This window comes from Wolbachia endosymbiont of Drosophila mauritiana, from assembly GCF_004795975.1.
GTDB lineage: Bacteria > Pseudomonadota > Alphaproteobacteria > Rickettsiales > Anaplasmataceae > Wolbachia.
Map to the genome: position 1 here is coordinate 1,029,214 of NZ_CP034335.1, position 19,043 is coordinate 1,048,256.

16 protein-coding genes, 1 tRNA gene and 1 pseudogene are annotated in these 19,043 nt (G+C 34.6%); 12 read left to right on the forward strand and 6 right to left on the reverse strand.

The window, feature by feature from the left end; translation table 11 throughout:
- Positions 1-11: 11 nt before the first annotated feature.
- The 3 genes from fusA to rpsL are packed head-to-tail and all read right to left on the reverse strand — an operon-like array spanning position 12 to position 2,965.
- A complete protein-coding gene (gene fusA, locus EJB00_RS04935) occupies positions 12-2,087 on the reverse strand; it encodes an elongation factor G (protein ID WP_135353026.1) in 2,076 nt (691 codons plus the stop codon).
- A 21-nt stretch (positions 2,088-2,108) separates the two neighbouring features.
- Positions 2,109-2,585: a 30S ribosomal protein S7 gene (gene rpsG, locus EJB00_RS04940; protein ID WP_135353025.1), complete on the reverse strand. Its 477-nt coding sequence runs from the start codon at positions 2,583-2,585 to the stop codon at positions 2,109-2,111.
- Between the two features lie 5 nt (positions 2,586-2,590).
- On the reverse strand, positions 2,591-2,965 hold the full coding sequence (gene rpsL / locus EJB00_RS04945) for a 30S ribosomal protein S12 (protein ID WP_010406837.1): 375 nt from the start codon (positions 2,963-2,965) through the stop codon (positions 2,591-2,593).
- Positions 2,966-3,403: 438 nt separating this feature from the next.
- On the opposite strand from rpsL, the gene prmC reads away from it, so the two are divergent.
- On the forward strand, positions 3,404-4,255 hold the full coding sequence (gene prmC / locus EJB00_RS04950) for a peptide chain release factor N(5)-glutamine methyltransferase (protein WP_015587870.1): 852 nt from the start codon (positions 3,404-3,406) through the stop codon (positions 4,253-4,255).
- 81 nt (positions 4,256-4,336) lie between these two features.
- A pseudogene (locus EJB00_RS06470) lies at positions 4,337-4,731 on the forward strand (transposase); the annotation flags it as partial.
- Between the two features lie 205 nt (positions 4,732-4,936).
- Here the strand turns inward: EJB00_RS06470 and EJB00_RS04965 are convergent.
- Positions 4,937-5,536, reverse strand: coding sequence for a BON domain-containing protein (locus EJB00_RS04965; RefSeq protein ID WP_135353024.1), 600 nt, complete (start codon positions 5,534-5,536; stop codon positions 4,937-4,939).
- 256 nt (positions 5,537-5,792) lie between these two features.
- On the opposite strand from EJB00_RS04965, the gene EJB00_RS04970 reads away from it, so the two are divergent.
- The 5 genes from EJB00_RS04970 (at position 5,793) to lon (ending at position 11,760) form a co-directional block, all read left to right on the forward strand.
- A tRNA-Leu gene (locus EJB00_RS04970) sits at positions 5,793-5,874 on the forward strand.
- Positions 5,875-6,029: 155 nt separating this feature from the next.
- On the forward strand, positions 6,030-7,373 hold the full coding sequence (gene tig / locus EJB00_RS04975; protein WP_135353023.1) for a trigger factor: 1,344 nt from the start codon (positions 6,030-6,032) through the stop codon (positions 7,371-7,373).
- Between the two features lie 11 nt (positions 7,374-7,384).
- Positions 7,385-8,011, forward strand: coding sequence for an ATP-dependent Clp endopeptidase proteolytic subunit ClpP (clpP, locus tag EJB00_RS04980; RefSeq protein ID WP_015587874.1), 627 nt, complete (start codon positions 7,385-7,387; stop codon positions 8,009-8,011).
- Positions 8,011-9,288, forward strand: a complete 1,278-nt coding sequence (clpX, locus tag EJB00_RS04985) for an ATP-dependent Clp protease ATP-binding subunit ClpX (RefSeq protein ID WP_015587875.1) — start codon at positions 8,011-8,013, stop codon at positions 9,286-9,288. The genes clpP and clpX overlap by 1 nt, the downstream gene beginning before the upstream one ends.
- Before the next feature lie 15 nt (positions 9,289-9,303).
- Positions 9,304-11,760 carry an endopeptidase La gene (gene lon / locus EJB00_RS04990; RefSeq protein ID WP_015587876.1) on the forward strand — a complete coding sequence of 819 codons (2,457 nt, stop codon included), beginning with the start codon at positions 9,304-9,306 and terminating at the stop codon, positions 11,758-11,760.
- A 99-nt stretch (positions 11,761-11,859) separates the two neighbouring features.
- Here the strand turns inward: lon and EJB00_RS04995 are convergent, their stop codons facing one another.
- Positions 11,860-13,416, reverse strand: a complete 1,557-nt coding sequence (locus tag EJB00_RS04995; protein ID WP_135353022.1) for a penicillin-binding transpeptidase domain-containing protein — start codon at positions 13,414-13,416, stop codon at positions 11,860-11,862.
- Positions 13,417-13,436: 20 nt separating this feature from the next.
- Positions 13,437-14,207, reverse strand: a complete 771-nt coding sequence (locus tag EJB00_RS05000; protein WP_015587878.1) for a polysaccharide deacetylase family protein — start codon at positions 14,205-14,207, stop codon at positions 13,437-13,439.
- A gap of 120 nt (positions 14,208-14,327) precedes the next feature.
- On the opposite strand from EJB00_RS05000, the gene EJB00_RS05005 reads away from it, so the two are divergent.
- The 5 genes from EJB00_RS05005 to ybeY all read left to right on the forward strand — a co-directional run bounded on the left by EJB00_RS05005 (position 14,328) and on the right by ybeY (position 19,031).
- Positions 14,328-15,839, forward strand: coding sequence for a YifB family Mg chelatase-like AAA ATPase (locus tag EJB00_RS05005; RefSeq protein WP_135353021.1), 1,512 nt, complete (start codon positions 14,328-14,330; stop codon positions 15,837-15,839).
- Between the two features lie 77 nt (positions 15,840-15,916).
- Positions 15,917-16,408, forward strand: a complete 492-nt coding sequence (locus tag EJB00_RS05010; protein ID WP_135353020.1) for a hypothetical protein — start codon at positions 15,917-15,919, stop codon at positions 16,406-16,408.
- A 233-nt stretch (positions 16,409-16,641) separates the two neighbouring features.
- The gene (gene ftsZ, locus EJB00_RS05015; protein ID WP_015587881.1) at positions 16,642-17,835 is read left to right on the forward strand and encodes a cell division protein FtsZ; all 1,194 of its coding nucleotides are present in this window, start codon (positions 16,642-16,644) and stop codon (positions 17,833-17,835) included.
- Positions 17,835-18,233: an EVE domain-containing protein gene (locus EJB00_RS05020; RefSeq protein ID WP_135353019.1), complete on the forward strand. Its 399-nt coding sequence runs from the start codon at positions 17,835-17,837 to the stop codon at positions 18,231-18,233. Before ftsZ ends, EJB00_RS05020 begins: the two co-directional genes overlap by 1 nt.
- A gap of 339 nt (positions 18,234-18,572) precedes the next feature.
- The gene (ybeY, locus tag EJB00_RS05030; RefSeq protein WP_015587883.1) at positions 18,573-19,031 is read left to right on the forward strand and encodes an rRNA maturation RNase YbeY; all 459 of its coding nucleotides are present in this window, start codon (positions 18,573-18,575) and stop codon (positions 19,029-19,031) included.
- The last annotated feature ends 12 nt before the right edge of the window (positions 19,032-19,043 follow it).

The window sequence follows — 19,043 nt, forward strand, 5'->3', positions numbered from 1 at the left end:
ATTACTAACCTTTAATTATACTTTAACTTTAACTCATCAACCACATATTGTGGTACTTGTTCATAACAAGAAAAATGCATACTATACTGAGCTCTTCCCTGAGATATAGAACGCAAAACATTTATATAACCAAACATATTTGCAAGAGGAACCGAAGCAGTAATTATTTTGCTATTATTACCTAAATCCAGCATATCAACAACACTGCCTCTTCTACTATTTATATCACCCATAACATCACCCATATATTCTTCAGGAGTAATGATTTCCACTTTCATTATAGGTTCTAGCATTTTTGGACCAGCTTTATTTGCCATTTCCTTAAAAGCACCTTTAGCAGCAAGTTCAAAAGCCAAAGGACTAGAATCAACATCATGAAAAGCACCATCAAGAAGAGTAGCCTTAAAATCAATCAATGGAAAGCCGGAAATTATACCACCTTCTTTTATCAACTCTAAGCCATTTTGCACTCCAGGTATATACTCTTTTGGAATAGCACCGCCTACAATTTTACTTTCAAACTGAAAGCCAAAACCAGGCTCAAGAGGTTCGAATCTTATTTTAACTTTAGCAAACTGACCAGCACCACCTGATTGTTTTTTATGAGTGTAATCAATTTCAACAGATTTAGTGATAGTTTCACGATATGCAACTTGAGGCGCACCAACGTTAGCTTCAACATTAAACTCGCGCTTCATTCTATCAATAATAATCTCAAGATGCAGCTCACCCATACCTTTCAATATAGTCTGCCCACTCTCCGCATTTACTGACATCCTTAAAGAAGGATCTTCTGCAACCAATCTATTCAAAGCAATACCTAATTTTTCCTGATCTGAAGTGGTTTTCGGTTCTATAGCAGTTTCAATAACAGGGTCAGGAAATTCCATACGCTCTAATAATATAGGAAAATCAGATGAACATAAAGTATCACCAGTAATTGTTTTCTTTAATCCAACTAAGGCAACTATATCACCAACTTTAGCTTCGTTTATATCTTCTCTGTTATTTGCATGCATAAGCAACATTCTACCAATTCCTTCAGTCTCATTCTTTCCCGCATTTAACACAGCAGATTTAGATTTTAACTTACCGGAATAAATACGAATAAACGTCAAGCTACCTACAAACTTATCCGTCATCACTTTAAACGCAAGAGCAACGAATTTCTCTTTTTCTGAAGGTTTAATCTCAATTTTCTTTTCTGAATCTTTAGGATCAGTTCCAATAATTACATTAACATCAATAGGAGAGGGTAAAAAATCAACCACACCATCTAAAAGTGATTGCACGCCTTTGTTTTTAAAAGCTGACCCACATAATACAGGGACAAATTTTCCTTTAATGGCCCCTCTTCTCACACACTTTTTCAATAAATCAATTGGCAGATCGTTAGATTCAAAGTAAGTATTTATCGCCTCATCATCCATTTCAGCTGCAGCATCTAATAAAAGATTTCGATACTCTTGAGCCTTATCAAGCAAATCAGAAGGAATATCTTCATAAGAAAATTTAGCGCCTAATGTTTCTTCTTGCCATATAATGGCTTTCATAGAAATAAGATCGATTATACCTTTAAAATCTTTCTCACTTCCTATTGGCAATTGAATAACTAAAGGTGATGCGCCAAGCTTCGTTTTTATCATATCGACACATCGATAAAAATTTGCCCCTATTCTATCCATCTTATTAACAAAGCAAATACGAGGAACGCTATATTTATCAGCTTGACGCCAAACTGTCTCAGACTGAGGCTCAACTCCAGCAACTCCATCAAATACAGCAACCGCACCATCCAAAACCCTCAAAGATCTCTCAACTTCAATAGTGAAATCAACATGACCAGGAGTATCTATTATATTAATCCTATGATCATTCCAAAAACATGTTGTTGCAGCAGAGGTAATTGTAATGCCACGCTCCTTCTCTTGTTCCATCCAATCCATAGAAGCTGCACCATCGTGCACTTCACCAATCCTATTTTGCTTGCCAGTATAAAATAAAATACGCTCTGTTGTGGTGGTCTTACCAGCATCTATATGAGCCATTATTCCTATATTTCTATACCTAGATATTAAAACTTCCATACCACAATCAATCAGCTAATATTAAAAACGAAGATGAGAAAATGCCTTATTAGCTTCAGCCATTTTATACTTTTCTTCACACATCTTAAATGCACCACCACATTTATTATAAGCATCTAATATTTCAGACTGCAAACAATAAACAGTAGTTCTACCGCTCTTTTTTCGAGCAGCAGAAGTTGCTCTAGCAATCCACCTTAATGCCAAAGAAATTGCTCTATCTTGACGAATTTCAACAGGGACTTGATAAGTTGCACCACCAATACGCCGAGAGCGTACTTCTATAGAAGGGGTAACATTTTCTACTGCTGTTTCAAAAATTGATAAGGCATCTTTGCCTATTTTCTTTTCAGCCAAGGACAAAGCACTATAAGCAATCTTTTCTGCAATAGATTTTTTACCACATTCCATAATTATATTAATAAAACGCATAAGCAAGACACTACCATAACGAGAGTCAGGACTTGTTCTTTTTTTTGCTTTATTACGACGTGCCATAAATTTTAACCAGATTTCTTTACACCATATTTTGAACGAGCTTTCTTTCGATTTTGCACACCACGTAGATCAAGAGCACCTCTTATTATGTGATAACGTACACCCGGCAAATCCTTAACTCGCCCACCACGTATTAAAACAACGGAATGCTCTTGTAAATTATGACCTTCGCCAGGTATATAAGCCGTCACTTCACCGTATCCACTAATCTTTACTCTAGCTACCTTACGTAGTGCTGAATTAGGCTTTCTAGGAGTTGTAGTATATACCTTAGTGCAAACACCCCTTCTTTGAGGATTGCATTTTCCCAAAGCTGGCACCTTCTTCTTGCGAGTTAACCCTGATCTACCTTTACATATTAATTGATTTATCGTAGGCATATACTGTAAATTTAAAACTCTGAAAATAACTAAGTCTTAGTTATAAAATAATAAACCTCAATAGTCAATATAAAAATAAACATTACTACTCTAATAATCTCAGCCTAATTGCTTTGAAAGCTACTGATAATTATATGCTAAAGCGCACATTGGTTTTAATATTAAGAAATTATCACTTGCTGTGGTCGAATTAATATAGATATGGAACAAGTAATATACTGTGATGGCTATCAAAGAATATGCAGAAAATAATTCTTATAACTTATAATAGAGCCAAGAACTTCAACATTAATGCAAAAATACCAACCGAACTACCAGTAAAGCCAGATGATTTTTACAATCCTACTCTTGACACTTAGATTTAATGCAGCTACCTTAAGTTCAAAATTCTATACTCAATTTTGCTGTTCTTGCATACAAGGAACACGTTTTAGAACAATGAAAACAATCAGCGCTTTAATTAAAGAAGGGTCAAAGCTACTATCATCACATAGAATTGAATCACCACATTTGGATTGTGAAATCATCATGCAGTACGTACTTGGAGTAGAAAGATCATTCACAATCATGAATCACACCAATCAGGTACCAAGAAACAAAGAGCTTCTATTCTGGAAATTAACAAAAAAAAGAGCAGAAAGATATCCAATATCGCAAATAATAGGTAATCGTGAATTCTGGAGTAAAAATTTTATAGTTAACCAACATGTTCTAGATCCAAGACCAGATAGTGAGACAGTAATTTCAACAGTGTTAAAATATTACCAAAATAAGAAGCAAAAAATAAAAATTGCAGATTTTGGCACAGGCACAGGCTGTTTGTTGATCTCCGTACTTAGTGAGTATGAATATGCTATTGGAGTTGGTTTTGAAAAAAGCCTGGAAGCATACAAAATTACCTGCCAGAACACAAAGAAACATAATCTCCTAAGCAGAACTAAAATATTTCCAAATTCGTGGACAGAATGCAGAGATTTATTTGATCTCATAATAAGCAATCCTCCATATATTAAAAGAAGTAAGTTAAAAGATCTGCAAGCTGAAGTGCAAAAAGAGCCAAGAATTGCTCTTGATGGTGGTATCGATGGATTGAGCTGTTACCTGAGTATTTTTCCAATATTGAAAAAGTGCCTTAAAAAAGATGGGTTTGCGATACTGGAAATAGGCGAAGATCAAAGCAATATTGACAAAATAATACCCTTATATGGACTGGCTTTTCAAGAATACGCATACGACTTGGCTGGAATGAAAAGATGCATTGTTGTAAAGCAAGATAAAGAACATGACTAGTAGAACGCTAGCTTTCTAAGAACCCGCTCATAATCTCAAGAAAGGCATAAGGTAAGAAATAGAGTGTATAAATTAGGATATATGAGGAGTGTATACCCAAGTGACATAAGTCGAGAGAAGTTTGAGATTATTTTACTAGATCTGGAGTCTTGTAGAAAAAATAAAACCAAGAAAACTTGATTTGTATGATATATTTTGCGGAGTGTTGTACGCCCTAAAAAGTGGTTATCAGTGGAGGATGCTACCAAAAGAGTTTCCAAAATGGAGTAAAAAAGTAAAAGGAAATAAAAAAAAGTATTTTGGAGTGCATGTTAAAAAAAATAGTTAGTGTGGTCCGACAAAACAATGTTTGGAAAGAAAAAACCAGCTTTTGCATAATTGACGCTCAGAGTGTAAAGAACGCAGACACTGATGAAGAAAAAGGCTATGACGCTGGTAAAAAAATCTCAGGAATAAAACGCCATATCGCACAAGATGTAGATGTTTGCTATTTATTCTTAAGCTTATTTAAATAGCATTTACTTTTTTTAGTATGTAGAGATTTTCTAGGAATTATTCTATTGAATTCTATGATATTATTTTTTGTAACATTGTTATACATACCATAAGAGTGAACTGACGAAATTTGTAAAGGAGTTTTATGGCTTAGCTACATGATACTAACACTCAAGTAAATTTTCATCAATGACGCAATTTGCTATGTCTATATCTCACATAGCTTACAACTTGCTTTACTCCTTTTACTTTTCTTGCAATTGCTATTACAGCTTTTAATTCCGCCTTATTTTGAGCTATACCCATCAAATAAACGACTCTATCAACTGTATTAACGCTATAATTAATTGATTTAATATTTCTTTTTCCCAGAAGCCTCGTGCTTATCTCTGCTGTTATCATACCATCTACAGTAACATCTAGCATAGAAGCCATTTTAATTGGTGTGACTCTTATTTCATTTATCACTTCTTTAATCTCTTTTTGCTGCCAAGCTATTTTCTCTGCTGTGAGTTGCTTTTCATGATTATCAACATTTCCAATGAGTAATACTCTTCCTTCACTCACTTTAACTTTTATAGATGAAAACAGTCCGTGTTTTAAGAGTCCCTTATTGATTCTTATTACTATAGTTGTATCATCAATAATGTTTCCCAAGGATTTATCTTGCATTGTTATTGCTGTAGCCGCTGCAGTTGCTGTTACCACCATACCACTCACAAGAGCCGTACAGCCACTCTGTGTAATCAGAAAAATTGCGAGTAAGAAGCTTGCTATTAATCTCATTATTAATTTCCAGAGTTTAGAGCTTTAATTAAAGAATATTAATAAGCTTTTTTTATTGTGTAAATACTATAAATTGAATAAGCCTTGAATATTTCTAAGACAGTACTTATCTTAATAATGTTAGTTAAAGTAATTCAGGCTTAGATTCATAGTGGAGTTAACCAGTATTACAAGTTCAGTCTGTGGTACTAAAATCTAATCTTTAAATTGCATAAGATGACAGAAGTGGTTATCTATAATTTAATGAAGGGTTCTTGCGGATATGGCGAAATTGGTAGACGTGCCAGGTTTAGGTCCTGGTGAGCTTGCTCGTGGGGGTTCAAATCCCTCTATCCGCACTTAAAGTCATGTAACTCAGGTTTTAAGAGAAAATTTATAATCACTAAGTACACTTTTGTTTGTATAAGAACCTGTTCTTAAGGATTGTATTTAACTTAAATTCTGGTAAAATGGCTTTATTAAAACATAAATAAAATATTGATAATAGGTTGTAATGTCTAGTAATATAAGTCAAAATGCAGTCGAAGCAGATACATTAAGTAATATATATACCTATAAGGAACTTAGTGTAGATAAACTAAAGTATGAGTATGAAATCACAGTTAGTAGTGATTATATAGAACAAAAGATAAACTCTAGATTACAAGAAATAGCAAAGGATGCAAAATTGCCTGGATTTAGATCCGGAAAGACGCCTTACGATCTTGTTGTTACAAATTATAAAAACGAAGCTTTGGAATATGTGATAAAAGATACGATTGACTATTGCTCAAGTGATTTAATGAAAAAAATCGAAGTTAAGTCTCACATCCATCCTAAGGTTGATATTATGTCATTACCAAACCTGGATAAAAAGGATGAAAAAGGCGACTTTCTGTACAAATTATCTTTTGAATCGATGCCAAAAGTGCCAATAATAGATCTTGATAAAATAAATTTGAAGAAAGTTAAGGCAAAAATCAAAGAGGGAGACATAAAAGAATTTATTGATTCTATAAAAACAAAATTTCCTAACTTCGTTTCTGTTGATGATGCTTCTTATCAAGCAAAAAAAGAGGATAAACTGATAATTGACTTTGAAGGGCGAATTAGAAATAAGCTCTTTCAAGGTGGAAGTGGCAAAAATTTTACTGTTAATTTAGGATCTGGAACATTTATAAATGGTTTTGAGGATCAATTAATTGGCATGAAAAAAGGGGAAACAAAAAGCTTTAAGTTGAGATTTCCTGAAGATTACCAGGTAATTTCCCTTGCGGGGCAGGAGGCTGCTTTTTCTGTTCGAGTTAATGATATTCAGATTGCCGAAGATTTGCAAAGTGATAATGAAATAGCTAGGAAAATTGGTTTTGAAGATCATTCTTCGCTAATAAATCATGTAAAAGAAGTAATTGATAATCAGTGTAAAGAAATGGGAGATCTCTTAATTAAGAAAGAGCTATTTGATTGTTTGGATGCTAGTTATAGTTTTGATTTGCCTATAGAGGTAGTAAAACAGGAACAGCAGAGAGTGGAAAGAGAGTTGAATGCTAAAGATGATTCTTGTAAAGAAGCTGAAAGACGTGTAAAGCTTGCAATGCTATTTATGGAGTTCAGTAAAGAACATGAAATATCATTAACTCAAAGTGATATTATGAATGTTATTGTAAATCAATATGTCAGTAAAGATGTATCATTTGACAGAGTATTTAAACATTTTAAATCAGACGGACAATTTCAGGAATTAGTTAGAGGGCAAGCGCTTGAGTATAAAGTGACAGATTATATGATAGAAAAAGCTAGTAAAGAAGAACAGATTGTTTCTGTGAAAGAATTAAAGGAATTATTTGATAATATTTGATAGGAAAAGGTATGACTCTTATACCAATTGTAGTTGAACAAACTAGTCGCGGTGAGCGGGCTTATGACATATATTCAAGGCTAGTAAAAGAAAGAATAATTTTCGTAACTGGCCCTATTGAAGACAACATGGCCAGCGTAATAGTAGCACAGCTTTTATTTTTAGAATCGGAAAATCCCGATAAAGACATTTGTATGTATATTAACTCACCAGGTGGTGTTGTAACTGCTGGTTTGTCGATCTACGATACAATGCAGTATATAAATCCAGACGTTTCAACTTTGTGTATAGGTCAAGCTGCATCTATGGGTTCTTTGTTGCTCACAGCTGGTGCGGAGGGTAAACGTTACTCGCTACCTCATTCAAGAATTATGATACATCAGCCATCTGGTGGTTATCATGGTCAAGCAACTGATATAGAAATACATGCCAATGAAATTTTGCGAGTTAAGAAAAAACTAAATCAAATTTATGAAAAACATACTGGAAATTCACTGAAGAAAATTGAAGAAATGATGGAAAGAGATAAATTCATGGATCCTGAAGAAGCAATGAAAATTGGCTTAATTGACAGAGTAATAGCTGAGCGTAAAGATGTGAAGATTGAAAATATTAAAGTTAAACAAAAGGTAGTTTAATGGATAACAATAATGATTTACACTACTGTTCTTTTTGTAACAAGGCACAAAACGAAGTAGATAAATTGATTACTAACTCTTCAGATGGTTTAAAGGTGTTCATTTGTAATGAATGCATAGAGTTATCCCATAAAGCAATAAGTCAAAAGAAAGAGAGGGCTTTTAATTCAGATCATATATCTGATATGAAACTATCACTAAAGAAACCTGAAGATATAAAAAATTTTCTTAGCAAGCATGTTGTAGGTCAGGAACATGCGCAACATGTTTTATCTGTAGCTATGTATAATCATTGTCAATCCATGGTGCAACTTCATTCTATAAGTGATATTGAAATCGAGAAGTCAAATATAATGCTTATTGGCCCTACAGGTTCTGGTAAGACTTTGCTAGCAAAAACACTTGCTAAAGTTTCAGATGTACCATTTGCTATGGCTGATGCAACAACTTTGACTGAAGCAGGTTATGTAGGTGATGATGTAGAAAGCGTGTTATCACGTCTATTACAAGCTGCAAATTATGATGTTGCAAAGGCACAGCATGGTATAGTGTTTATCGATGAAATAGACAAGATCACAAGAAAGTCTGAAAGCGCTTCAATAACCCGTGATGTTTCAGGTGAAGGGGTCCAACAAGCTCTACTAAAAATCATGGAAGGTACGGTTGCTTATGTTCCTCCACAAGGAGGGCGAAAACATCCGCAACAAGAGTTTATACAAGTAGACACTAGTAACATACTATTTATTTGTGGAGGAGCTTTTGAAGGCCTCAATAAAATTATTGAGGCAAGAAAAAAGGGAACATCAGTTGGCTTTGGAGCGGATATAAGTCAGTCTAAAGCACAAAAGAAAAAAAATGCTTTACGCGATGCTCAACCTGAGGACTTAATCAAATTCGGTTTAATACCCGAATTTGTAGGACGGGTTCCGATAATTGCTGTTTTAGATGAGCTGAATCATGAGGATTTAATACATGTGTTAACGGAACCAAGAAATGCGCTAATAAAACAATATAAAGCATTACTTGCATTTAGCAAAGTAACCCTTGAGTTTTCAGATGAAGCAATATCAGCTATTGCTAAAAAAGCTATGAGCTATAAAATAGGTGCAAGAATATTACGTACTATCTTAGGGTCACTTTTGCTTGATGTTATGTATATATCCGGCAACGGAGGTTTTGAAGGTAGCACTATAACGGTTACTAAGAAAATGGTAGAATTAGGCAAAGCGACGATTAATCATAATAATAAGGGTAGTGTTATAACGGTTAATGATTAATTTGAGGCATATATTATGAGTATTGGACGTGCTGTAAATTTTAATTCTACTGTATTACCAGTATTACCTCTAAGAGATGTAGTAATTTTTCCAAATATAATGTTGCCTTTATTCGTAGGTAGAGAAAAATCTGTTCATGCACTAGAGTATGCAATAAGTAGCAGCAGTCACCAAAACGAGATTTTTCTCATAGCACAAAAAGATGGTTCTATTGATAATCCAGAGCCAGAGAATCTTTATGAAGTAGGCGTGTTAGCAAACATTATACAACCATTAATAAAACTGCCTGACAATGCAGTAAAAGTCATGATTCATGGGGTAAGAAGGGGAAGAGTTATAGAATATATTAGCTCTCACACTTTGTTACAGGCCAGAGTAGCGTTGGATGGTCATTATGAGTATGGAGAAAATGAAGATAATATTGATTTAGAAGCTTTAAGGCGTTCTGTTATAGATGCATTCGACAATTGGTGTAAACTAAGCAAGAAAAGTCGACCCGAGATTATTATTGACCCCATTGATCAAGTTAAAGAGGTTAATCAAATTGTAGATATGATAGCTTCGCACTTAAATATAAAGGTATCAGATAAGCAAAACATACTTGAAGTTTATAACCCAAAAGAGCGCTTAAAAAAAGTTTTTGCTCTTATTGAGAGAGAAATAAGTATTTTGAGTGCACAAAACCGCTTGTATAAGACAATTAAATCACAGGTTGAAAGTACTCAAAAAGTTTACTACCTTAATGAGCAATTAAAAGCTATACAGAAAGAATTAGGTGAGTTTGAAAATGGAGATGAAGGGAATATACTCAATGAATTTGAAAAAAAGATAAATGAAACAAAGCTTTCTGAGGAAGCAAAAGAGAAAGCCATAACTGACTTAAAGAGATATAAGAAAATGAATCCCATTTCTCCTGAAGCAACAGTTATATCTAGTTACTTGCATTGGTTGCTTGATTTGCCATGGGGAAAGTACAAAGATGCAAAAATTAACTTAAATGCGGCTAAAAAAATCTTAGATGAAAATCATTATGGCATAGAGAAAGTAAAAGATAGAATAATAGAATTTTTAGCAGTATTAAAGAGAGTAAAAGAGATAAAGGGTCCTATACTTTGCTTAGTTGGACCACCTGGTGTTGGTAAAACTTCTTTAGCTAAGTCTATGGCAAAAGCAGTAGGAAGAGATTTTGTTCGCATATCTCTTGGTGGTATACGTGATGAGTCTGAAATACGAGGACACAGGAAAACTTATATTGGCTCAATGCCTGGTAAAATCATTCAACACATGAAAAAAGCTAATTCATGCAACCCGCTTTTCCTGCTTGATGAAATAGATAAGATGGGTTCTGATTCGCGTGGTGATCCTGCATCTGCATTACTTGAGGTTTTGGATACTGAGCACAATAAACATTTTACAGATCATTACTTGGAAGTTGAGTTTGATCTTTCAAGTGTAATGTTTGTAGCCACAGCAAATAGCTTAAATTTACCGCATCCTTTGCGTGATAGGATGGAAATTATACAATTATCTGGGTATACCGAAGACGAGAAGATCAGTATTGCTACACATCACCTTATTCCAAAATTAAAAAAAGAGCATGGTTTGCATCAGAAGGAGTGGGAAATAACCAATGAAGCATTATACGAGTTGATACGTTTATATACACGTGAAAGCGGCGTGCGAAGCATGAAAAGGGAACTTGCAAAACTCATGAGAAAGGCAGTTAAAGCAATATTAACTGATAAAAATAAGAAAATATCCGTAGAGACTGGTAATTTACAAGATTATCTAGGGGTACGTAAGTATACCTTTGGCATTGCAGAAAATGAGAGTTTGGTAGGGATAGTAACTGGTCTTGCCTATACTGAAACAGGTGGTGATATTTTGATGATAGAGTCAGTCCTAATTCCTGGTAAGGGGGAGATAAAATATACAGGAAAGCTTGGAGAAGTTATGCAAGAGTCTATAAAAGCTGCGTATAGTTATGTGCGATCAAATTGTTTATTTTTCGGTATAAAGCCCGAAAAATTCCAAAATAATGATATACATTTGCATGTACCTGAAGGTGCTGTGCCAAAAGATGGTCCCTCTGCTGGCAGTGCAGTATGTACGTCTATTGTTTCTCTCATGACAAATATATCAGTTAACAAAAGTGTTGCTATGACAGGCGAAGTAACATTGCGCGGTAGAGTTTTGGCTATCGGAGGCTTGAGAGAAAAATTGCTTGCTGCGCTAAGAGGATCAATCAAAATTGTGATTATACCAAGTGAAAATGAGAAAGATATGCAGGAGATTCCCGCAAATATTAAAGAAGGGATCAACGTAATTTTTGCTAAGAATATTGATGAAGTTATAAAAATTGCTTTAACTCGCCCTATTACTTCAATTGATGGTGATAATCAAAATAGTCTACCTTCCTCCATAGAAAATAAAGATAGTACCTTCTCTGCGTTAGAAACATTAAAGCACTAAATTGAAAAGGTTTATGCAATTTTCGTTTCTTTTTTTTAACCTCAAAGCTCTGATTTGAATATATAAATTACAAGTAACATATATGGCAATTTCATAAGTTCATTTTTCAAGCATATATTGCAATATCTCACTAGCAATTGCAACATCTTGGCGTGGAGTTTTGCCATGTTCTATAAACACTGAGATTGCATAGCACGGATCATGGTAGGGACCATAAGCGATAAACAATTTATGACTTTTACCTTTAGAGTTTATCTCTGGTGTACCGGTTTTGCCAGCAATTTGTATACTGCCTAGTCCTTTTCTATAGTTAGAATTCACCACGTCAAACATAGCTTTTCGAACCACACTAAGATGCTCATGATTCACATCAATATCAAGAAAGTCTTGCCCTGGTTTACTCATCTCAATGTGGGGAATTACCTCCTTTCCTGTTGCAACCCTCGCTGCAAGAACCGCAAGCTGTAATGGCGTTGTAAGTAAATACCCTTGTCCTATAACTAAGTTAATGGTATCACCTAAATACCACTCTGAATATAGCTTGCGTGCACGCCAATCCACATCAGGCAACAATCCCGGAGCTTCTTCCTTAAACATTCCAATTAATGGTCCACTTCCTATACCAAATTTGCTAGCCATTTCTAGTAGAGCATCTACATTTATTTTTTTTCCTATATTATAAAAGTAAGTGTTGCATGAGAAGGCCATTGCCTCGTTTAAAGATACATATCCATGGACTTTGCTTTTTAGGCAACGAAATTTTCGTTCACCTATTTTCATATAGCCCCTACACGAGAACTTTTCTTCTGGTGTTATTATTCCATCTTTTAAACCCGCAAGCGCATCTATTATTTTAAATATTGAACCAGGTGGAATTTGATATGATAATGCACGGTTTACAAGTGGTAATGAAGGATTGTTTAAATTTTTCCAAGTTTCATTTGATAATCTGCTAGTGAAAAGATTATTATCGTAAGAAGGTGAATTATATAATGCTAAAATTTCTCCGTTATTTACATCAATTACCACTGTGGAACCTTGGTGGTCTTTAAATATCTCTGCAATTTTCTTCTGTAAATCAACATCAATTGTCAGCTGTATATCTTGTCCATCTTGCTGCGGTATGCTAGATAACTCTCTCATGATACGCTTCTTAGAATTTATTTCCTGCTCAGATTTTCCGGTCTTGCCTTTTAATACATGATCATATGTATATTCAATTCCACTAACCCCTGCTTCATTTATGTCTTGCTGTTTTTTTGTATATCCGATTATATGAGAACATATCGAACCAAACGGGTAATAACGTTTATAAAGAGCAGTTATTTTTGTACCTGATGATTTTGTTGTATCAGGTTTAATTTCTGATAACATCTGCAAATCAACTTCCCTAGTAAAGGTTTTTTGCCCATCAAATAAAACAATATACGAAATTTTGTTTACTGCGAGTTCAACGCTATTCCTATCCAAAATCCTGCCTCGTTTAGGCACAATAGTAACAACTTTTGTCCTATTATTATTGGATAGCACTTCATATTTTTGTCTATCTCGTACTTGTAAAGTATACAACCTATAACTGAAGATAGCAGAAATAGTAAGCTGAATACCACCTAATATGAATGCCCTGCGGTTGAAGACCTTGTTTTTTGTCCACATAGAATTCCTTTAGAACGCACTCATTCTCCTTTTATTGACACATTTCTAGCTTTCACTACATCACAAACCCTTTCTTCCCACTCACTTAAGGTAACAAGTTTGTAACCCGATTTTTTTAGTATTTCAATAATCTGAGATAAAGCTTCAACTGTATTTGATTTGTTATCGTGATCATGGAACAATATAATCGCTCCATTGTGTACATTGCTTAAAACTCTTTCAACCAGAATTTCTGATTTATCGCCTTGCCAGTCCAGAGAATCAACTGTCCATAATATGGAATACATATTTAATCGATTAGTATTTTTGATCAAATTATCGTTATGACATCCATATGGTGGACGAAACCATTTTACATTCTGTTCTGTTGCATTTTTAATTGCCACATTTGTCTTTTTCAGTTCTTGCAATTGCTCCTCACTTGAAAGTGATGTCAACTTCCTATGCGACCAAGAATGATTACCTAATTCATGACCTGCTTTATGGATTTTGTTTACTATTTCAGATGTTTTTTTATTGATACGCTCACCAAGCACAAAAAATGTCGCTTTTGTTTCATTGCTCTCCAGAATATTAATAATATCTCCTGCTCTATTATAAGACGGTCCATCATCAAACGTAAGTGCAACGAACTTATCTTTGTTATTCAATAATTTCTTTATATTACTTAAATTTCTATATGATAGATCCAAATCACAACTGAGCCCACGATATGGTAAGTTAAAGTTACAATCACTACAGAAAACTGCGCTTGAATATAGCAAAAGAAAAGCGATTATTCTTATAAACATATATAATCAGCAAAGTAATAGAGTACTACACTTTTTTGCTAAATTAAACCACTTTTAGCAGCTACTGTTTACTTCGTTACTTTGTCAATATATTATATTAATAACTTTATATAATATAGTATGATTGCAAATATAAATACCGTTGCTCTTCAGGGAACCAGCACAGTAAATATTAATGCACAAATTCACATGGCAAATGGTATTCCAGCTTTTAATATTGCTGGACTGCCGGATAAAACTGTTGCAGAATCCAGAGAGCGTATCAGAGCAGCGTTAAATTCAATCAATCTTCTGTTACCTCCAAAAAGGATTACGGTTAATCTTTCCCCTGCGGATTTGCTTAAAGAAGGTAGTCATTATGACTTAGCTATTGCTGTTGGATTACTTGTTGTAATGAATGTGATACCAGTTGAAAAAGTTCAGTCTTATATAATTATGGGCGAGCTTGCACTAGACAGCAGAGTCATACCAATCTCAGGAGTACTTCCAACAGCAATCAATGCAAAACAGTCAAATAAAGGAGTAATTTGCCCAAGGGGAAATGGAATAGAAGCTTCATGGGTAAAGAATGTTTCTATTCTAGCTATAGAGAAATTAACCGATATTATCAGACATTTTAAGGGTGAGCAGTTAATTCAGCCGGTAACTTTTAACTATAGCGCTGCACCCAAAGAAAAAAATTCAGTTCCAGATATAAAGGATATTAAAGGTCAAGTTGTTGCAAAAAGAGCAGCTGAAATTGCAGCAGCAGGTGGACACAATATGCTTCTTGTTGGACCTCCTGGTACTGGAAAATCAATGCTTGCTAAGCGATTTATAGGGCTATTACCTGATTTGACTGAGCAGGAGATGATTGATGTTAATATTATCTCTAGCATAACAAAAGCCGGTAACGAAACATTTAAAGTAACTCGTCCCTTTCGTGAACCTCATCATTCATGCTCCATGCCAGCGATGATAGGAGGAGGAAAAAATGCAAAGCCTGGGGAAATCACCATGGCTCACAATGGTGTGTTATTTCTTGATGAGCTACCTGAATTTCCAAGGCTTGTACTTGATTCTCTACGTCAACCACTTGAAGATAGAAAAGTAACTATCGCAAGGGCAAATGCTCACATTACTTATCCAGCTAATTTTCAACTTATAGCTGCAATGAATCCCTGCAGGTGCGGTTATTTAGGTGATGTAAGCAGATCGTGCAATAAAGCTCCAAAATGCGGCACAGATTATAGAAATAAAATATCAGGACCTTTGCTTGATAGAATAGACATATGCATTGAAATGCCAAATGTTAGCATACTTTCTCCTGAAATCTCTGTGGAGGGAGAAAGTACCGAGGTTATAAGAGGAAGGGTGATAGCAGCGAGAAAAATTCAAACTGAGCGTTATAGTAAATTTAATATTCGTTGCAATGCAGAAGTCAGTGGTGAAGCATTAAATAAATTCACTGAACCAGATCAGGAAGGGTTAGAATTGCTAAAATACGTACTGAAAGAAAATTATATTTCCAATCGAGGCTATACACGTGTATTAAGAGTCGCAAGAACCATTGCAGATCTTGCGAAAAGTGAGGAAATAAAAAGAGCACACATTGCAGAAGCGCTGAATTACAGAATAAGAATGTATAAATAAGTTAATCTGCTTGACAGACAACTTTTTTTTGCCATATACTACCATTAGTGAAATTTTAATATTTTAGGAGTACAGTTATGTGGATAGTAGAAAAAATCAAAAATAAAGGTAAAGAATTTTATTATAAGGGTAATAGTTTTGTAACAGAACATCCGTATAAAACAGCCGCTACTTTTGCAGCAATTGCACTAGTAACTTCACTTACAGCTGCTTATTTCTTAAGTCCAGCTTATGCAACTTTTGTTGGTACAGTTGGAACAAAAGCTGCAACACTTGTTAGTTCTGCTATTACTGCAATATCTGCATTTGCAGTTGCTCATCCACTCATTGCTAGTTTGTTAGTTCTTGCTGCAGTGGCAGCTTTAATAACTGCACCTGTGTATGCATATAAAAACAATAATAAAGCAAGTCAAATTGAGGAAGTAAAGCAAGTTATACTTAATGCTTGTGAGAAAGATTCTCAAGGCAATATTGAGTTAGAAGACAATAAAGTTAAAATGACTGGAACGAATGAACCATTAACAGTTCTTGCTGATATTGCAATAAATATGGGAGCTCTATCACGTTAAGTGTAGTTTCAACAAAGTAAAGGGGTAGGCTTCTATCCCTTTTTTACAATTTTTTTTTGCATTCTAAGTAGTGCTGTTTGAAAGCCTGCAATTATTATACCTACTGATTAATAATGTTAAGAATAAGTAAATCTTGTTTACTATTTGTATATATCAAAATGAAAAATATTTGCATATTCTTAAAAAGATAGTAACTTGTTATCAAGTGAATTCACTAATATTTGAGTAATTAAATGTCAATCGACCTTAGTTTACCAGAATTACCCATATTGCACCCAAGGATTACCGTTGTGGGAGTGGGTGGTGCTGGTGGAAATGCTGTGAACAACATGATTCAATCCAATTTACAAGGAGTAAATTTTGTTGTAGCAAATACTGATGCTCAAGCGTTAGATAAGTCATTATGTGATAAAAAAATTCAGCTTGGTATTAACTTAACTAAGGGCCTTGGTGCTGGTGCTTTGCCTGATGTTGGTAAAGGTGCAGCAGAAGAATCAATTGATGAAATTATGGAGCATATAAAAGATAGCCATATGCTCTTTATCACAGCAGGGATGGGTGGTGGTACTGGAACAGGCGCTGCACCGGTAATTGCAAAAGCAGCCAGAGAAGCAAGAGCGGTAGTTAAAGATAAAGGAGCAAAAGAAAAAAAGATACTGACTGTTGGAGTTGTAACTAAGCCGTTCGGTTTTGAAGGTGTGCGACGTATGCGCATTGCAGAGCTTGGACTTGAAGAGTTGCAAAAATACGTAGATACACTTATTGTCATTCCTAATCAAAATTTATTTAGAATTGCTAACGAGAAAACTACATTTGCTGACGCATTTCAACTCGCCGATAATGTTCTGCATATTGGCATAAGAGGAGTAACTGATTTGATGATCATGCCAGGACTGATTAATCTTGATTTTGCTGATATAGAAACAGTAATGAGTGAGATGGGTAAAGCAATGATTGGTACTGGAGAGGCAGAAGGAGAAGATAGGGCAATTAGTGCTGCAGAAGCTGCGATATCTAATCCATTGCTTGATAATGTATCAATGAAAGGCGCACAAGGAATATTGATTAATATTACTGGTGGTGGAGATATGACTCTATTTGAAGTTGATTCTGCAGCAAATAGAGTGCGTGAAGAAGTGGATGAAAATGCAAATATAATATTTGGTGCCACTTTTGATCAGGCGATGGAGGGAAGAGTTAGAGTTTCTGTTCTTGCAACTGGCATTGATAGCTGTAACAACAAGCCAGAAGCTTCATCTGTTAATCAAAACAAGATCCCAGCAGAGGAAAAAAATTTTAAATGGCCTTATAATCAAATTCCAATATCAGAAACAAAAGAATATGATTCAACTGAGCAAACAAATGAAAGAGTTAAGTGGGGCAGCAATGTTTATGATATACCAGCTTATTTAAGAAGAAAAAAATAATGCAATTTTGGCTACTAAAGTCAGAACCAAGCGAATACTCCTGGCAAAAAATGGAAAAGGAGCAGGTGACGCAGTGGAATGGTGTATGCAATTATCAAGCTCAAAATTACATGAGAGCTATGAAATTAGGCGATCTTGCATTTTTTTATCATACAGGTAAAGAGAGAGTTATACTTGGAATAGTTGCAGTATTAAAGGAGTATTATCATGTTTATAATTCCAAATTTGGACTAGTGAATGTAAAACTTTTGAAACCTTTAAGTAACCAAGTGACGTTAAACAGTATAAAACAAAACCCACTTTTGAAAAATATGGTTATATTAAAACAATCACGTTTATCAGTTTCTCCAGTTTTAGAGACTGAGTGGAATGAAATAATAAGGATGAGTGATGTGTAATACCTGTTGCCAAACAATATTACCTCAGCACACAACATACAGCTGTATGAGTGTTTGTTTCGAAGTAGCCGATTTTTCATCAAACACAAAGCAGTGCTTGACACTGGAATCCAGCTGTAATGCAACCACATTAAAAATGTTGTGTTTTAATATAGCTTTTATATTCACTCACCTAATGTCTAATCAGAATTCCTGGATCCCAGTGTCGGAGCACTGGGATGACATACTTCTAGTGTACAATATTCGTATAGTTGTGTGTATGATACGATGGTCTATAATTCTTCTTTTTTGGGTTCCAATGTCAAGTGATGGGATAATGTCCTTTCTGGTGCTTTATTCATGTTAGAAGTAAATATTCTTGATAAGAGGTGGCATAGTATTACGAAGGACCCACAGAGTTTTGTATTAAATATTATTAACGCTTCTCTAAAAGAATTAAAAATAGATCATTATAAACCAAATATATCAATAGCTCTCGCTGATGATAACTTGCTACATCAACTTAATCTTAAGTTTAGAGAAATAGATAAGCCAACTAATGTACTATCATTTCCATGCGAACAGTTATCTAGTGAATGTGATCTAGGAGACATAGCAATTGCAGTAGATACAATAGAAAGAGAGTCTCATGAGTACTGTATATCTATCCTCACTCACACTGCACACATGTTAGTTCATGGATTGCTGCATTTACTTGGCTATGATCATCAAAAAGAAGATGAAGAAATTATAATGAAAAGTTTAGAGAGTAAGATTTTAGCTTTGCTTGAATTTGAAAAGGAAAAGTATGGTAGATAATACCAAAATATG

What these genes read in the sequence shown, in the direction of transcription:
- fusA (WP_135353026.1), bottom strand. Translation starts at nt 2,087, where the DNA reads ATGGAAGTTTTAATATCTAGGTATAGAAATATAGGAATAATGGCTCAT.
- rpsG (WP_135353025.1), bottom strand. Translation starts at nt 2,585, where the DNA reads ATGGCACGTCGTAATAAAGCAAAAAAAAGAACAAGTCCTGACTCTCGT.
- rpsL (WP_010406837.1), bottom strand. Translation starts at nt 2,965, where the DNA reads ATGCCTACGATAAATCAATTAATATGTAAAGGTAGATCAGGGTTAACT.
- prmC (WP_015587870.1), top strand. Translation starts at nt 3,404, where the DNA reads ATGAAAACAATCAGCGCTTTAATTAAAGAAGGGTCAAAGCTACTATCA.
- EJB00_RS04965 (WP_135353024.1), bottom strand. Translation starts at nt 5,536, where the DNA reads ATGAGATTAATAGCAAGCTTCTTACTCGCAATTTTTCTGATTACACAG.
- tig (WP_135353023.1), top strand. Translation starts at nt 6,030, where the DNA reads ATGTCTAGTAATATAAGTCAAAATGCAGTCGAAGCAGATACATTAAGT.
- clpP (WP_015587874.1), top strand. Translation starts at nt 7,385, where the DNA reads ATGACTCTTATACCAATTGTAGTTGAACAAACTAGTCGCGGTGAGCGG.
- clpX (WP_015587875.1), top strand. Translation starts at nt 8,011, where the DNA reads ATGGATAACAATAATGATTTACACTACTGTTCTTTTTGTAACAAGGCA.
- lon (WP_015587876.1), top strand. Translation starts at nt 9,304, where the DNA reads ATGAGTATTGGACGTGCTGTAAATTTTAATTCTACTGTATTACCAGTA.
- EJB00_RS04995 (WP_135353022.1), bottom strand. Translation starts at nt 13,416, where the DNA reads ATGTGGACAAAAAACAAGGTCTTCAACCGCAGGGCATTCATATTAGGT.
- EJB00_RS05000 (WP_015587878.1), bottom strand. Translation starts at nt 14,207, where the DNA reads ATGTTTATAAGAATAATCGCTTTTCTTTTGCTATATTCAAGCGCAGTT.
- EJB00_RS05005 (WP_135353021.1), top strand. Translation starts at nt 14,328, where the DNA reads ATGATTGCAAATATAAATACCGTTGCTCTTCAGGGAACCAGCACAGTA.
- EJB00_RS05010 (WP_135353020.1), top strand. Translation starts at nt 15,917, where the DNA reads ATGTGGATAGTAGAAAAAATCAAAAATAAAGGTAAAGAATTTTATTAT.
- ftsZ (WP_015587881.1), top strand. Translation starts at nt 16,642, where the DNA reads ATGTCAATCGACCTTAGTTTACCAGAATTACCCATATTGCACCCAAGG.
- EJB00_RS05020 (WP_135353019.1), top strand. Translation starts at nt 17,835, where the DNA reads ATGCAATTTTGGCTACTAAAGTCAGAACCAAGCGAATACTCCTGGCAA.
- ybeY (WP_015587883.1), top strand. Translation starts at nt 18,573, where the DNA reads ATGTTAGAAGTAAATATTCTTGATAAGAGGTGGCATAGTATTACGAAG.